The organism is Streptomyces sp. NPDC029044 (genome assembly GCF_040637495.1).
GTDB lineage: Bacteria > Actinomycetota > Actinomycetes > Streptomycetales > Streptomycetaceae > Streptomyces.
In genome coordinates, this window is the sequence record NZ_JBEZWN010000034.1 from 69,243 (window position 1) to 84,177 (window position 14,935).

Annotated in this window: 13 protein-coding genes; 8 read left to right on the forward strand and 5 right to left on the reverse strand. The window is 72.0% G+C overall.

Features of this window, described 5'->3' with window-relative positions:
- The first annotated feature begins 9 nt into the window (after window positions 1-9).
- Window positions 10-1,044: a hypothetical protein gene (locus AB0E85_RS24940; RefSeq protein WP_361931100.1), complete on the forward strand. Its 1,035-nt coding sequence runs from the start codon at window positions 10-12 to the stop codon at window positions 1,042-1,044.
- On the forward strand, window positions 1,035-1,370 hold the full coding sequence (locus AB0E85_RS24945) for a hypothetical protein (RefSeq protein WP_361931103.1): 336 nt from the start codon (window positions 1,035-1,037) through the stop codon (window positions 1,368-1,370). The genes AB0E85_RS24940 and AB0E85_RS24945 overlap by 10 nt, the downstream gene beginning before the upstream one ends.
- Window positions 1,371-1,480: 110 nt before the next feature.
- On the opposite strand, the gene AB0E85_RS24950 is transcribed toward AB0E85_RS24945, so the two are convergent.
- The gene (locus tag AB0E85_RS24950) at window positions 1,481-2,266 is read right to left on the reverse strand and encodes an N-formylglutamate amidohydrolase (RefSeq protein WP_361931106.1); all 786 of its coding nucleotides are present in this window, start codon (window positions 2,264-2,266) and stop codon (window positions 1,481-1,483) included.
- Window positions 2,267-2,346: 80 nt separating this feature from the next.
- On the opposite strand from AB0E85_RS24950, the gene AB0E85_RS24955 reads away from it, so the two are divergent.
- Entirely contained in the window at window positions 2,347-2,688 is a 342-nt protein-coding gene (locus tag AB0E85_RS24955; RefSeq protein WP_361931109.1) for a DUF5713 family protein, read from the forward strand.
- A gap of 88 nt (window positions 2,689-2,776) precedes the next feature.
- Here the strand turns inward: AB0E85_RS24955 and AB0E85_RS24960 are convergent, their stop codons facing one another.
- Entirely contained in the window at window positions 2,777-4,996 is a 2,220-nt protein-coding gene (locus tag AB0E85_RS24960; protein ID WP_361931111.1) for an NADP-dependent isocitrate dehydrogenase, read from the reverse strand.
- Between the two features lie 187 nt (window positions 4,997-5,183).
- On the opposite strand from AB0E85_RS24960, the gene AB0E85_RS24965 reads away from it, so the two are divergent.
- The gene (locus AB0E85_RS24965) at window positions 5,184-6,728 is read left to right on the forward strand and encodes a M1 family metallopeptidase (protein WP_361931114.1); all 1,545 of its coding nucleotides are present in this window, start codon (window positions 5,184-5,186) and stop codon (window positions 6,726-6,728) included.
- A gap of 13 nt (window positions 6,729-6,741) precedes the next feature.
- Here the strand turns inward: AB0E85_RS24965 and AB0E85_RS24970 are convergent, their stop codons facing one another.
- Both AB0E85_RS24970 and AB0E85_RS24975 read right to left on the reverse strand, forming a co-directional pair.
- Window positions 6,742-7,839, reverse strand: coding sequence for a mechanosensitive ion channel family protein (locus AB0E85_RS24970; RefSeq protein WP_361931116.1), 1,098 nt, complete (start codon window positions 7,837-7,839; stop codon window positions 6,742-6,744).
- A 240-nt stretch (window positions 7,840-8,079) separates the two neighbouring features.
- Window positions 8,080-8,979: a lysylphosphatidylglycerol synthase transmembrane domain-containing protein gene (locus AB0E85_RS24975; protein WP_361931136.1), complete on the reverse strand. Its 900-nt coding sequence runs from the start codon at window positions 8,977-8,979 to the stop codon at window positions 8,080-8,082.
- A 301-nt stretch (window positions 8,980-9,280) separates the two neighbouring features.
- On the opposite strand from AB0E85_RS24975, the gene AB0E85_RS24980 reads away from it, so the two are divergent.
- From AB0E85_RS24980 to AB0E85_RS24995, 4 genes are all read left to right on the forward strand, one after another.
- Window positions 9,281-11,182 carry an ABC transporter ATP-binding protein gene (locus AB0E85_RS24980; RefSeq protein WP_361931139.1) on the forward strand — a complete coding sequence of 634 codons (1,902 nt, stop codon included), beginning with the start codon at window positions 9,281-9,283 and terminating at the stop codon, window positions 11,180-11,182.
- A gap of 69 nt (window positions 11,183-11,251) precedes the next feature.
- Window positions 11,252-11,743 carry a hypothetical protein gene (locus AB0E85_RS24985; RefSeq protein WP_361931119.1) on the forward strand — a complete coding sequence of 164 codons (492 nt, stop codon included), beginning with the start codon at window positions 11,252-11,254 and terminating at the stop codon, window positions 11,741-11,743.
- A gap of 97 nt (window positions 11,744-11,840) precedes the next feature.
- Window positions 11,841-13,472: an ATP-binding protein gene (locus AB0E85_RS24990; protein WP_361931142.1), complete on the forward strand. Its 1,632-nt coding sequence runs from the start codon at window positions 11,841-11,843 to the stop codon at window positions 13,470-13,472.
- Complete coding sequence (locus AB0E85_RS24995; RefSeq protein WP_361931122.1) at window positions 13,469-14,170, forward strand: response regulator; 702 nt, start codon at window positions 13,469-13,471, stop codon at window positions 14,168-14,170. Before AB0E85_RS24990 ends, AB0E85_RS24995 begins: the two co-directional genes overlap by 4 nt.
- On the opposite strand, the gene AB0E85_RS25000 is transcribed toward AB0E85_RS24995, so the two are convergent.
- Window positions 14,152-14,631: a MarR family winged helix-turn-helix transcriptional regulator gene (locus tag AB0E85_RS25000; protein ID WP_361931125.1), complete on the reverse strand. Its 480-nt coding sequence runs from the start codon at window positions 14,629-14,631 to the stop codon at window positions 14,152-14,154. The genes AB0E85_RS24995 and AB0E85_RS25000 overlap by 19 nt on opposite strands.
- Window positions 14,632-14,935 lie beyond the last annotated feature (304 nt).

Below are 14,935 nucleotides of genomic sequence, written 5' to 3' on the forward strand. Positions count from 1 at the left end.
GGAAGTGACATGTTCGACCCGAAGGTCAGCCGTCGGCAGGTCCTGGTTCTCGGAGGTCTGACGCTGGGCGTCGGCGCGGTCACCCTCGCCGGTCCGGGCCCGGCGTGGGCCGACGCCGCTGCCGGCGCCGGCGTGGAGCTGGTCCCGGTCGGCGCGAGCCCGGTCGCGGTCCTGCCGGGTGTCGGCGTCCAGCCGGCCGCGTTCCCCAGACAGCTGGCCGTGCAGGTCAGGCACGCGGGCACGGATCTGCCGGCCGGGACCCAGGTGGCCATCAGCTACGACCCCCGGCTGTACTCCCCGCTGCCCGCGGCCGTCGCCACGGTGGGCGACCGCCGGCTGCGCGCCACGAGCACCATCACGACCGACCCCAAGACGTCGGTCACCGCATGCACGGTCACCTTGACCGAGGCCCTCCCGGCCGGCAGCGACCCGGTGGTCGTCGTGGGGACCGCGTTCCCCGTGCTCTACCCGTACGACCTGGTCGCCGGGCCCGCCGGTGCCACCGCGGCCGTGCACCACAAGAACGTGCGGCCGACCGACCGGCGGAGCCTGAAGCCCGGGCGTCCGCACGCCTTCGGCACAGTCGCCACGCCGTGGGGCCTGGAGGTCAGCGGCGTGTGGAACCGTTACGAGTGGGCGAACGGCAAACGGTGGTACTACTACCCGGCGCGGATCACGCTGAGCAGCGTCGGACCGGGCACTGCCCCCGTGGCCGTGTCCTTCTCCGTCGCGCTGGATCCCCAGGTGGTCTCCGACGTCAGGATCGTCGGCGCACGGCTCAACGGCAAGGCGCACGACGCGGGGGTGCGGCTCCTCTCGGACACCCGGACCGCGTCGCTGTTCGAGACCCGCTGGACCACGCGCGTGAAGCCCAAGGCCGGCGACCGGCTCGACCTCGGGCTGGAGGTGAAGACCCGGAAGCCTTCCGGTGACCTGCCGTCCGTCAAACACCCGACCGTAGGGTTGATCGACATGGGCGACCACTTCACCCAGCGGCAGACCGGCCTGACCTCGATGTCGCGGAGCGATTCACAGTGGACGTAGTCCCCGGATACGTGTTCGTCCTGCCGGCGGTGATCGTCGCGGGATGGATCCTGTCGTGGTGGGGAGCCCGACGGGTCCGGTGGTTCCTGCTGTCCGCCGCGACCGTCGTCTCCGTGCTCTGCGTCGTCATCGGCTGGCACGCGATGGGGCCACCGGCGGACCCGCGGACCGTCGACTGCTCGTCCAGCTGGGCGTGCACGGACCCGGGTTCGCTCTACGTGGTCGCGGCCGGGCTGCTCGGTTCTGGATGCTGCTTCGTGCTGTTGCTCCTCACGCTCGTGGGGGAGGTGCTTGTGATCCGGAAGGGACGCCGGAACGCCGGCTGACGGTTCATCAGCCGGATCAGGTACCGGGATGAGCGGTCGGCGGAGCCTGGGGAGCAGCGCGTCGGGAGTCCAGGACCTGTTCGTCCAGGGGACGCCCGCTCCGGACCCGTTCAGCTGGACACGGCGTCGACGAGGCCGGCCAGCGCGGAGGCAAGACGCTGCACACCGGGGCCGGGGCGACCGCCCGGCTCGGTCATGTAGGTGTCCCGGCGGATCTCCACCATGAGCGCGCTCACCTCGGGCCGCTTCCCGTAGAACTCCAACGGGACGTAGGTCCCGCCGAACGGCGTGTCGAGCTGTGTCTCCCCGAACGCCTCCCGGGCCGCGTCGAGCAGCGCGGGAGGCGTGTGGAAGGGATCGGTGCCGAGGCAGACCGGCGGGCGCGGCCCCTCCCCGTGCAGTTCGTACGGCAGCCTCCGGCTCGGGTAGGAGTGCACGTCGATGATCACGGCCCGCCCGGTTGCCTCCAGCCGGTCCGCAACGGCCCGCGCCATCGCCCGGGCGTACGGCTCGAAGTACCGCTCGACGAGGGGCGTGACGTCGACGTCGTCGGGCCGCAGCACCCCGCCGTGCGTGGTCCGCGTGTAGACGGCTCCCATCCCGACGGCCAGCATCTCCTCCCGCTCGTCCGGAAACCGCTCCGGATCGACGACCAGCCGCGACAGCCGATTGACGAACCGCCACGGTGTGATGCCGGCGGGCCCGGCCGCCGCCTCGGCGATCTCCGCGGTGTGCGCGTCGGTGATGTGGTCCAGCTCCCGTGCCAGTTCCGCGTCGTCCAGCACGATCCCCGCCCGCACGGCGGCCGGTATCTCCCGCGCGGAGTGCGGCACATGGAGGATCACCGGGGACGCCGCCGCTCCCGGCAGCAGCTCGAAGGACGGCGCATCGGTCACGGGGCGGCTCCGGGGGCGTTGTCAGTGGTGTCCGGCAGGATCAAGGTGCCACATCGCCGAGACCACGAGGCCGAGGACGCATGCCGATCAGCAACGAGCGGGTGAGCACCCATCCGTTCCTCCGGGGGCTCTACGCGGACGACCACTACCCGGACCACGTCGTGGACCGCGGCCGCGCGATCCTGCTCGCCCTGTGCGCGCGCATCGAACGGGAGCGCCCCGCCGGCCTCGCCGCGCTCTACGCGCTCACGCAGGCGGCCACGGAGGAGTTCAACGACCTGGAGGCCGCGTTCGAGGCGGCGGGCAGTGAGATCGAGACGGTGGCCCGGGAGGAGACAGCCGAGGACTTCGGCTTCGTCGCGCGTGCGTACGGCTTCCCGGACGCGGACGTGGAGGAGCTGATCGCCACGCGGGAGTGGTGAGGGCCGGAGGAGGGGCGCACACGGCTCCGCCCCGGCCGGGCGCTGTGCCGGCCGGGGCGGAGTCAGCGGGCCGATGCGGCCCGGGGCGTCAGCTCAGCGACGCCAGAGCCTCGTTCCACGTGGTGGACGGGCGCATGGCCTCCGCGGCCTTCGCCGGGTCGGGCTGGTAGTAGCCGCCGATGTCGACGGGCTTGCCCTGGGCGCCGATCAGCTCGTCGACGATGCGCTGCTCGTTCGCGGCGAGCGTCTCGGCGAGGGGGGCGAAGGCCTTCGCCAGGTCCGCGTCGTCGCTCTGCCCGGCCAGCTCCTGCGCCCAGTACAGGGACAGGTAGAAGTGGCTGCCGCGGTTGTCGATGCCGCCGACGCGCCGGGTCGGGGACTTGTCCTCGTTGAGGAAGGTCGCCGTGGCGCGGTCGAGGGTGTCGGCCAGGACCTGGGCGCGGCTGTTGCCCGCCACCTTCGCGAGCTGCTCGAAGGACGGCACCAGGGCGAAGAACTCACCCAGGGAGTCCCAGCGCAGGTAGTTCTCCTTGACCAGCTGCTGCACGTGCTTCGGCGCCGAGCCGCCCGCACCCGTCTCGAACAGGCCGCCGCCCGCCATCAGCGGGACGACCGACAGCATCTTGGCGCTGGTGCCCAGCTCCAGGATCGGGAACAGGTCGGTCAGGTAGTCGCGCAGGACGTTGCCGGTGACCGAGATCGTGTTCTCGCCCCGGCGGATGCGCTCCACCGACAGCTTCGTCGCCTCGACCGGGTTGAGGATCCGGATGTCCAGGCCCTCGGTGTCGTGCTCGGCGAGGTAGGTGTTGACCTTCGCGATCAGGTTGGCGTCGTGCGCGCGGGTCTCGTCCAGCCAGAACACCGCCGGGTCGCCGGTGGCGCGGGCGCGGGTCACGGCCAGCTTCACCCAGTCCTTGATCGGCGCGTCCTTGGTCTGGCACGCGCGGAAGATGTCACCGGCGGAGACGGCCTGCTCGATGAGCGCGGTGCCGTTGCCGTCGACCAGGCGGACGGTGCCCGTGGTGGCGATCTCGAACGTCTTGTCGTGGCTGCCGTACTCCTCGGCCTTCTGCGCCATGAGGCCGACGTTCGGCACCGTGCCCATGGTGGACGGGTCGAAGGCGCCGTTGGCCCGGCAGTCCTCGATCACGGCCTGGTAGACGCCCGCGTAGGAGGAGTCCGGGATGACCGCGAGGGCGTCGTGCTCCTGCCCGTCCGGTCCCCACATGTGGCCGGAGGTGCGGATCATGGCCGGCATGGAGGCGTCGATGATGACGTCCGAGGGGACGTGCAGGTTCGTGATGCCCTTGTCGGAGTCGACCATCGCCAGCTCCGGGCCCTCGGCGAGCTCGGCGTCGAAGGAGGCCTTGATCTCGGCGCCCTCCGGCAGGGCGTCGAGGCCCTTCCAGATGCCGCCCAGGCCGTCGTTCGGGGTGAGGCCGGCCGCGGCGAGCTTGTCGCCGAACTGCGCGAACGTCTTCGGGAAGAAGGCGCGCACCACGTGGCCGAAGACGATCGGGTCGGAGACCTTCATCATCGTCGCCTTCAGGTGCACCGAGAACAGCACGCCCTCGGCCTTGGCCTTGGCGACCTGGGCGGTCAGGAACTCGCGCAGCGCGGCGACGCGCATCACCGAGGCGTCGACGACCTCGCCGGCCAGCACGGGTACCGACTCGCGCAGCACCGTGGTGGTGCCGTCGTCGCCGACGAGCTCGATGCGCAGCGCGCCGTCCTCGGCGATCACGACGGACTTCTCGGTGGAGCGGAAGTCGTTCTGGCCCATGGTCGCCACGTTGGTCTTGGACTCGGGGGTCCAGGCGCCCATGCGGTGCGGGTGGGACTTGGCGTAGTTCTTGACCGAGGCGGGGGCGCGCCGGTCGGAGTTGCCCTCACGCAGGACCGGGTTCACCGCGGAGCCCTTGACCTTGTCGTAGCGGGCGCGGATCTCGCGCTCCTCGTCGGTCTTCGGGTCGTCCGGGTAGTCCGGCAGCGCGTAGCCCTGGCCCTGGAGCTCGGCGACGGCGGCCTTGAGCTGCGGGATGGACGCCGAGATGTTCGGCAGCTTGATGATGTTGGCGGCGGGCGTCTTGGCCAGCTCACCGAGCTCCGCGAGGGCGTCCGGGATGCGCTGGTCCTCGCTCAGGTACTCCGGGAACACGGCGATGATGCGCCCGGCCAGCGAGATGTCGCGGGTCTCCACGGCGACACCGGCCTGCGAGGCGTACGCCCGGACCACCGGCAGGAAGGAATACGTCGCCAGTGCGGGGGCCTCGTCAGTGTGCGTATAGATGATGGTCGAGTCAGTCACCGGGTGCTCCGCTCCACGTCTGCAACATTGCTCGACATCAAGATATCTCGTGAGCGACCGCGGCTCGACAGGGGTCCGCGACCAGTTTCGTGCAACCGATCGCCCCGTTCCCGTGTCTGGGAGAGAGATCACTCACTCCAAGCCACGGCCGGACCTGACCACCCGGCCGTCCGAGCGAAAGCGGACCATGAGATATCGCACCAGAGTGACGGCCCCGGCGGTTGCCCTTCTCGGCACGGCGGCGGCACTGACCACGGGGGTCCCGGCCCAGGCGGCCGGCCGGACCGGCGCCTCCCCGGGGGCCGAGACCCTCGGCGACCCCGTCTACCCCGCCCTCGGCAATGACGGATACCGCGTCTCGGCGTACCACCTCGACTTCGCGTACGACGCCACGACCAAGCTCGTCGAGGCCACCGCGACCCTGACCATCCGCACCACCCAGGCCCTGAGCCGCTTCTCCCTGGACGCGCGCGGCCTGGACATACGCTCCGTCCGGATCAACGGCCGCACGGCCGCCTTCGAGCAGGTGGCCGAGAAGCTGCGGATCACCCCTGCCCGTCAGCTCCCGGCGAAGGCCAGGGTCAGCGTGTGCGTGGCCTACGGCGCCGACCCGCGCCGGACCCCGCCGCCCGCCGGCGGCTGGGTGGCCACCCCGGACGGATTCGCGGTGTGCTGCCAGCCGGACCTGGCGCACACCGTCTTCCCCTGCAACGACCACCCCTCCGACAAGGCCGACTTCACGTTCCGCCTCACCGTGCCCGCCGGCCTGCGGGGCGTCGCCAGCGGCCGGCTGGTGCGCACCGAGCAGCTGTCCGGCGACCGGACCGCGTACACGTACCGCTCCCGCTCGCCGATCGCCACCGAGGTGGTGCAGATCACCGTCGGCGACTATGTGATCAAGGACCGGCAGGGCCCGCACGGTCTGCCGCTGCGGGACGTCGTCCCCGTCGCCCGGGCCGCCGCCCTGGAGCCGGCCCTGGCGCTCACGCCGGCGCTGGTGTCGTGGGTCGAGCAGCGGCTCGGCGCGTACCCCTTCGAGACGTACGGCCTGCTGCCCTGCAACAACGACGCGCCGGACGCCTTCGACTTCACGGGCCTGGAGACCCAGACCCTCACGATCTACAAGCCGAACTACCTCCTCCAGGAGGAGAGCAAGATCGGCTCGCACATGATGCACGAGCTGGTCCACTCCTACTTCGGCAACAGCGTCAGCCCCGCCACCTGGGCCGACCTGTGGCTGAACGAGGGCCACGCCGACTTCTACGGCCTGCTGTACCGCTACGAGCGCGGCTGGCCCGACTCCAAGGGCATGACCACCATGGAAGCCCGGATGAAGGACACCTACGCCCTCGGCGACCAGTGGCGCCAGACCTCCGGGCCGGTCGCCGCACCCAACGCGGCCAACCTGTTCGACAGCCAGCGCTACCTGGGCGGCGTGCTCGTGCTGTACGCCCTGCGCCAGCAGGTCGGCGAGGCGGCCTTCACGGCCCTGGAGCGCACGTTCCTGGAGCGCTACCGCGACTCCTCGGCCTCCACGGAGGACTTCATCGCCGTCGCCTCGGAGGTTTCCGGACAGGACCTGACGGGCTTCCTGCGGGACTGGCTGTACGGCACGAAGACGCCCCGGATGCCCGGACACCCGGACTGGACCGTGACGCCGGCGAAGGCGTCCCTCTCGGCGCCGCGCGACCGGAGGGACAGCCACCACCACGAGAACTCCGCGACGCTGTAGGGGCCGGAGCGCCTCAGTCGAACCGGGCGGGGCTCAGCCCGCCCGGTTCGATCTCGCCGGTCCGCTGCTGCGGGATACCGACCGAAGCCTGCTGCAACGCCACCGTCCGGGCCGGGGCGGGGATGCGGATGCCCTCCGCGCGGTAGCGCTTGTGCAGGCGCTTGATGAACTCGTGCTTGATCCGGTACTGGTCGCTGAACTCGCCGACGCCCAGGATGACGGTGAAGCCGATCCGGGAGTCGCCGAAGGTGTGGAAACGGATGATCGGCTCGTGGTCCGGCACCGCGCCCTCGACCTCGTTCATCGTCTCGGCGATGACCTCGTTCGTCACCCGCTCCACGTGCTCCAGATCGCTGTCGTAGGCAACCCCGACCTGGACCAGGATGGTCAGCTGCTCCTCGGGGCGCATGAAGTTGGTCATGTTCGCCTGCGCGAGCTGGCCGTTGGGGAGCACGATGAGGTTGTTGGACAGGTTGCGGATCGTCGTCTGCCGCCAGTTGATGTCCTCGACGTAGCCTTCCTCGCCGCTGCTGAGCTTGATGTAGTCACCGGGCTGGACGGTCTTGGAAGCGAGGATGTGGATGCCCGCGAAGAGGTTGGCGAGGGTGTCCTGGAGCGCCAGCGCCACCGCCAGACCACCGACACCCAGGGCGGTGAGCAGCGGGGCTATGGAGATGCCCAGCGTCTGGAGCACCACCAGGAAGCCGATCGCCAGGACCAGGATCCGGGTGATGTTGACGAAGATCGTGGCCGATCCGGCGACCCCGGAACGGGACTGGGTGACCGTGCGCACCAGTCCGGTCACCACCCGGGCCACCGACACCGTCGCCACGAAGATGAGCAGCACGGTGAGCACCTGGTTGGTGGTGTGCTGCACGGTGCGGGTCAGCGGCAGCACGGCCGCCGCGCCCGCCACGCCGCCCACGACCGCCGCCCAGGGCACCACGGCCCGCAGCGCGTGCACGATGACGTCGTCCCCGCTCCAGCGGGTCCGGTCGGCGTGCCCGCCCAGCCAGCGCAGCAGGATCCGCAACGCGAAGGCCGCCAGCAGACCCGAGGCGAGGGCGATGCCGCCGAACAGCAGATCGTCCACGGTGAGGTCCCGGTTCACCGGTCACCTCCCGGGCGGGAAACCACGGCCAACGCCGTCGTCAACGGCCGGATGTGAAATCGCGTCACGTCGTCACCTGCTCGTTCTCCGGGATACTCGAAGGTGCCCGACCACCCTGACCCGCGGTCGGCACGATCGTTCATCCTGCCGTATCCCGCACGGGGTTCCGTACCGGAGACGGGGGTGCGGGGAGGGTGAGTTACTGCACATGACGCACCGTCACGTTCGGTTCCGCCCCGGTCAGATCACCTTCAGCCGCACCAGCGCCGCCAGCGTCAGCGCGCCCGGCACCAGCGGCAGCCAGACGGTGATGACCCGGAAGGCCAGGACCACGGCGGTGGCCACCGCGGCCGGGCCGCCCGCCGCCACCAGCGCCACGACCAGGGCCGCCTCCACCGAGCCGATCCCGCCCGGCGTGGGCACCAGCGCGACGGCGACCGTCGCCGCCAGGTAGGCCACCGCCATGTGCGCGGGCGGGATGTCCAGCCCCAGCGCCTGCCCCGTCAGCACCAGCACGGACGCCTGTAGCGCCGGGAACGCGAACGATCCGCCCCACAGCGCCATCGCCCGGGCCGGCAGGGCGTGCACCGAACGGGCCTCGCCGAGAGCCGTCCTCAGGAAGGACACCAGCGCCGAGCGCAACTTTCGGACGAGGATGAGGACGGCGGCGGCGATCACGAGCACCACCGCGACGCCGGCCAGCAGGGGGCCGAACGCCGTCTCCGGCACCAGCGTGCCGAGCCGCAGCGCGTCGGGGAACGCGATGAGCAGGGCACCCAGCAACGCCACCCGGCCGATGCTCTCGGCCAGCAGGTACAGGCCGAGTGCGGCCGAGGAACGGGCGAGCGGCAGCCCGCACACCGTCATGAACCGCAGGTTGACCGCGCTCGCGCCGAGACCGGTCGGCAGCAGGTGGTTGGCTGCTCCCGCCGCGAACTGCGTGGCCAGCAGCCGCCGCCGGGGCAGCCGTTCGACCACCGCGCCCTGCCGGGTGCAGGAGGCGGCGACCCAGGTCAGACAGGTCGCTCCGGCCGCGGCCAGCAGCCAGTGCCACTCGGCGGTGCGCAGATGCGCGAAACCCGCGGCCAGCACCGACCGGTGCTGCACCGCGACCACGGTGACCAGCAGGAGCGGGAGCAGGCACAGGATCTGCCGCAGGCGGCGCACCGGGACGCGACGGGGGAGCCGTCCCGGGCTGAGGTCGGGGAGTTGTACCGCTGTCACATCCGAAGAGCCTGTCCAGGACGGGCCAACTGCGGGTTGCGGGAGCGGGGACTGGGGATTGCGCGCGGGAAGCGGCTGTGTGGGGAGCGTCATCGGGGCCTTTGCGCGGAGGGGACGGGGAAGAGGGGGATCGGGCTGATTGTGCGGGATGTCGGGGCCCGAGCGCGAGCTCCTTGACCTCAAGATTGCTTGAGGTCCTACGGTCGCTGCCATGAGTATGGAGACCACAGCGTGGACACAGCTGCACAGCGTCATGAACGCCGAACGGGAGCGCCGCCCCTTCGCCCTGGCGACCCTGCGCCGCATCGGAGCCTTCGCCCGCCCGCACCGGCGCCGCATCGCCCTCTTCGTCCTGCTCGGGGTGGGCACCGCCCTGCTGGCCGTGGCGACCCCCGTACTGGCCGGGTCGGTCGTGGACACGATCGTCTCGCACGGCGACGAGGGCACCGTCGTACGTCTCGCCCTGCTCATCGCGCTGATCGCGGTGGCCGAGGCGGCGCTGGGCGTCCTCGGCCGCAGGCTGTCGGCGACGCTCGGGGAGCATCTCATCCTCGACCTGCGGACCGCCGTCTTCGACCATGTGCAGCGCATGCCGGTCGCGTTCTTCACACGCACTCGTACGGGCGCCCTGGTCTCCCGGCTCAACAACGACGTCATCGGAGCCCAGCGCGCGTTCAGCAACACCCTCTCCGGAGTGGTCAGCAACCTCGTCACCCTGCTGCTCACACTCGCGGTGATGCTCACGCTGTCCTGGCAGATCACCCTGCTGGCGCTGGTGCTGCTGCCCGTGTTCGTGATCCCGGCCCGGCGCATGGGCAGCCGGATGGCCCGGATGCAGCGCGAGGCGGCGACGCTGAACGCGGCGATGGGCACCCGCATGACCGAGCGGTTCTCCGCCCCCGGGGCCACGCTGGTCAAGCTCTTCGGGCGGCCGGAGGAGGAGTCGGAGGAGTTCGCCGAGCGGGCCCGCCGGGTCGCGGACATCGGGATCCGCACCGCGACCGCCCAGGCGGCCTTCATCACCGCCCTCACCCTCGTCTCGGCCCTCGCCCTGGCCCTGGTCTACGGCCTCGGCGGGTGGTTCGCCCTGCGCGGCGCCCTGGAACCGGGCGCGGTCGTCTCACTCGCGCTGCTCCTGACCCGGCTCTACGCGCCGCTGACGGCGCTCGCGGGAGCACGCGTCGAGGTGATGAGCGCGCTGGTCAGCTTCGAGCGGGTCTTCGAGGTGCTCGACCTCAAGCCGCTCATCGAGGAGAAGCCGGACGCGCGCCCGGTGCCCGACGGGCCCGTGGCGGTCGAGTTCGACCGGGTCCGCTTCGGCTACCCCGCCGCCGACAAGGTCTCCCTGGCCTCCCTGGAGGAGGTCGCGTCCCTGGACGGGCGGGGCGGTGACGAGGTCCTGCACGGTCTGTCCTTCCGCGCCGAACCCGGCCAGACCGTGGCGCTCGTCGGCTCCTCCGGAGCGGGCAAGTCGACCATCGCCCAGCTGATGCCGCGCCTGTACGACACCGACGGCGGGGCCGTGCGCATCGGCGGCGTCGACGTACGCGACCTCACGGCACGGTCGCTGCGGCAGACCCTCGGCATGGTCACCCAGGACGGCCACCTCTTCCACGACACCGTCCGCGCCAACCTCCTGCTCGCCCGCCCGGAGGCCACGGAGGTCGACCTGTGGGACGCGCTGCGCCGGGCCCGTCTCGACGACCTGGTGCGGTCATTGCCCGACGGCCTCGACACCGTGGTCGGCGAACGCGGCTACCGCCTCTCCGGCGGCGAACGCCAGCGCATGACCATCGCCCGGCTGCTGCTGGCCCGACAGCGCGTCGTCATCCTCGACGAGGCCACCGCGCACCTCGACAACACCTCCGAGGCGGCCGTCCAGGAAGCGCTCACCGAAGCCCTCGAAGGCCGCACGGCCGTCGTGATCGCCCACCGCCTGTCCACCGTCCGCGCGGCGGACCAGATCCTCGTCGTCGAGGCCGGCCGGATCGTGGAACGGGGCACGCACGAGGAACTCCTGGCGGCGGGACAGCGCTACGCGGAGCTGTACCGCACCCAGTTCGCCGGACCGGCCGGCGGAACGCGGGGCGCCGCCGTCAAGGAGGCCCCGGCGGCGTGAACACCCGCCCGGACCGGTGCGTACTCCTGTCCGGTACTCCCGCAGACAGCCCGCACCCGGAGAGGCGACGTGTCCCAGCAGCAACCGCCCGCACGATCCACCCGCCGCAGCCCGTCCCGCGTCCCCCGCCCGGGCGCCCTCGCGGCGGCCGGTGTCCTGGTCGTGCTTCCCCTCGTCACAGCCTGCGGCGGCGACCGGGACGCCGGCGGCGGCAAGGCGGCGCCGAGTGTGACGGCCGCTCCCGCCGCCGGGGTCGTCGCCCCGGCCAAGGTGGAGGTGATCGCCGGGCTGACCGGCTGCAAGGCGAAGATCCGCATCGACGCCGACGAACTGCGCCAGGGGCTGTGCCGCACCAAGAAGGCCGACTACCTCATCACCACCTTCCCCGAGGAGAAGCTCAAGGAGACCTGGCTGGAGAGTGCGCGCGTCTACGGGGGGAAGTACCTCGTCGGCACACGCTGGGTGGTCAGCGCCCAGCCCGCGCTGCTGGAGTCCTTCCGCGCGAAGCTCGGCGGCACGATCAGGGAGCTGCGGGGCATCGGGCCCAAGCCCACCGGGTAGCGACGGCTCCCTTTCGATTTCGGCTGGTGGGCGTCATGATGGTGCGGCTCGGCACATGAGCCGCCCCCTCGCGGCGGCATCGGAGATTGAGATCGTCGTGGTCGCCACCTTCCGTCGCCACTCGCTCGCGGGCGAGATGCTGGTGCTCCAGCTCGCCATCGTCGTGGTGGTGCTGCTGGCCGTCGCCGCGGTCTCCCTCGCCCAGTCCCAGGCCACCTTCAACCGCGTCGAGGGACGCCGGGTGAGCGCGCTCGCCGAGCAGCTGGCCGCCAACCCCCTGGTACGCAGCCAGCTGGTGCGTCCTGCCCCGGGGGAGGCCCTCGCCCCGCTGGTGCTCGCCACGCAGGCGCAGTCGGGAGTGACGTCGGTGACGGTGGCCGACGGGGCCGGGCGGATCGTCAGCTCCACGAATCCCACGGTCGTCGGCGAGCGCATGCGGCTCGGCCCGGGCACCGGGCAGGGGCGCGGCTGGTCCGGGCAGCTGACCCTGGACGGCAACCGCGAGCTGGCGGCCCAGGTGCCCGTCCTCGGAGCGACCGAGGAGAACCTGGGCCGGATCCTCGGCACGGTGATGATCGGCGAGGCCGATCCGACGGTGTGGCAGCGGCTCAGCGGCGCCTCCTCCTACCTGCTCGCCTACCTGGGCATCGCCAGCGGGCTCGGGGTGGCCGGCTCCTGGCTGCTGGCGCGACGGGTGAAGCGGCAGACCCTCGGGCTGGAGCCCGGTGAGATCGCCGGGCTCGCCGAGCACCGGGAGGCGATGCTGTACGGGATCGCCGAGGGCGTCATCGCCCTGGACCCGCAGCACCGGCTCACCCTCGTCAACGACATGGGCCGCCGCCTGCTCGACCTGCCCGAGGACTGCGTCGGGCAGAGCCTCACGGGCCTCGGCATCGAGGGGAGGCTGCGCGACGTACTGTCCGGCACCGCCGCCGGCGAGCGGGACGAGGTCGTCGTCCGCCACGGCCGGGTCCTGGTGATGAACCGGATGACCGTCACCAAGGACGGCCGGTCCCTCGGCTCGGTCACCACCCTGCGCGACCGCACCGAACTGGCCCGGCTGGAGCGGGAGATCGGCTCCTTCCGCAGCTCCTCGGAGCTGCTGCGCGCGCAGGCGCACGAGTTCGCCAACCAGCTGCACACCATCTCCGGACTGATCCAGATCGGCGAGCAGGACGAAGTCGTCAGCTACATCCGCGCGTTGAGCCGGCACCGCCAGTCCCTGGACGTCACCCTCAGCCGCCGGGTCCGGGACACCGCCGTGGCCGCGCTGCTGATGGCGAAGGCGTCCCTGGCGGCGGAACGGAAGGTCAGCCTGCGGATCTCGGACGACACCGCGCTGGAGCGCCTCGCCCCCGAGGACGCCGCCGATGTGGCGACCGTGGTGGGCAACCTGGTGGACAACGCCGTGGACGCCGCCGCGGCAGCGCGGGAGGACGCCTGGGTGGAGGTGGCGCTGCGGCAGGACGCCTCCAGCGTGGAGATCGCGGTCCGGGACTCCGGGCCGGGCGTGGCTCCCGAACTCGCCCGCGAGGTCTTCTCCCACGGCTTCACCACCAAGGCCGCGCAGGAGGGCGAGCGCGGCATCGGACTGGCCCTGACCAAGCTGGTCTGCGAACGGCACGGGGGAGAGATCTCGGTGGCCAACACCCCCGAGGGGGCCGTGTTCACCGCGCGCATGACCGTCAGCCACCTCACCGGCACGGTGGCGGAAGGAGCGGCCCGATGACCACGGCGAGCGACAAGGCGGGCGCGATCGACGTCCTCGTGGTCGACGACGACTTCATGGTGGCCAGGGTCCACCGCGCGTTCGTGGAGCGCGTCGAGCCGTTCCGCGTCGTCGGTACTGCCCACACGGGGGAGCAGGCCATCGAGGCGGCCGACGAACTGCGCCCCGATCTCATCCTGCTCGACCTGTACCTGCCCGACCTCTTCGGACTCGACGTCATCCCCCGGCTGCGTACCGCCGGCCACGACTGCGACGTCATGGTCATCAGCGCGGCGACGGAGGCCGACACCGTACGCGGCGCGGTCCGGCGCGGTGTGGTCGACTACCTCCTCAAGCCCTTCGACTTCGAGGATCTGCGCCTGCGCCTGGAGCGCTACGCCGCCCAGCGGGGCCGGCTGCTCACGACCGTGGTCCGGGGCCAGGCGGACGTGGACCGGGTCCTGGCCGGTGCCTTCGCCCCCGCCCCGGCGGCCACCTTGCCCAAGGGCATGAGCGTGGAGACCGCAGGGCTCGTCGAGCGGGCCCTGCGCGCTGCGGACGGCACCCTGTCCGCGAGCGAGTGCGCCGCCCTCACCGGCGTGTCCCGGGTCAGCGCCCGCCGCTACCTGGAGTACTTCCACGCCACGGGAAGCGCGGAAGTGTCCCTGCGCTACGGCGCCGCCGGCCGGCCCGAACGGCGCTACGGCTGGCGGGCCTGAGCCACCGGCCCTGGCCCGGCCGCGGGGCTCGTGTCCTCGTGGTGGGCGTGCACGCGCCGTAGCAGGGAGGCGAGTTGCTCCCGTTCGGCCTCGCTCAGCGGCATGAGGAGGTCGTCGTCCGCGGAGGCGATGTCGGCGCTGAGGTGGTCGAGGGCGAGCCTGCCCTCCGCAGTGATGCGGACGTCGACACGGCGGCGGTCGGTGAGGCTGCGGACGCACGTGACCTGACCCGCGTCGGCCAGGTCCTTCACGATCTTCGCGAGGTCGCTGGCGTTCATGTCCAGCCGTGCGGCCAGCACGCCCTTGGGCTGCGGACCGAGGTCGGAGACCAGGGTCAGGACGGTCAGATGCCACAACCGCAGCCCTCGGGCGGTGAGCTTCTCCGACAGGGTGCGGCGGGCGGCCTTTCCCGTCGCGTACATCAGGTACGCGCTGAGGTTCAGCACGCTGGGCGGGGTCATGCGTGAACGTTAGCCCGGCTGTGCCCTTCTTGTGAACGCCGTCCGTACACAGGGCACTTGGTCGCGCGAGGGCGGTGAAACGCGACCGTCGCCGCGCGGACCGGGTGGGGCGCGGGGGCGGTGCCGGCCGGCCCCGGGCCCGTACGGGGGCGGGGCCGGAGGGGGGGGGGGGGAGGCGGGGGGGGGGGCGGGGGCGCCGGGGGCCGGGTGGGGGGGGGGTGGTGGGGGTGTGGGGGGGGGGGGGGGTGGGGGCGGCTTCGGTGATCCATCGGAGGAAGGGTGTCTGCGGCCCCTTGCGGTCCCC

Coding starts and splice junctions, on each gene's coding strand:
- AB0E85_RS25000 (WP_361931125.1), bottom strand. CDS start 14,631: ATGACCCCGCCCAGCGTGCTGAACCTCAGCGCGTACCTGATGTACGCG.
- AB0E85_RS24995 (WP_361931122.1), top strand. CDS start 13,469: ATGACCACGGCGAGCGACAAGGCGGGCGCGATCGACGTCCTCGTGGTC.
- AB0E85_RS24955 (WP_361931109.1), top strand. CDS start 2,347: ATGCCGATCAGCAACGAGCGGGTGAGCACCCATCCGTTCCTCCGGGGG.
- AB0E85_RS24980 (WP_361931139.1), top strand. CDS start 9,281: ATGGAGACCACAGCGTGGACACAGCTGCACAGCGTCATGAACGCCGAA.
- AB0E85_RS24965 (WP_361931114.1), top strand. CDS start 5,184: ATGAGATATCGCACCAGAGTGACGGCCCCGGCGGTTGCCCTTCTCGGC.
- AB0E85_RS24940 (WP_361931100.1), top strand. CDS start 10: ATGTTCGACCCGAAGGTCAGCCGTCGGCAGGTCCTGGTTCTCGGAGGT.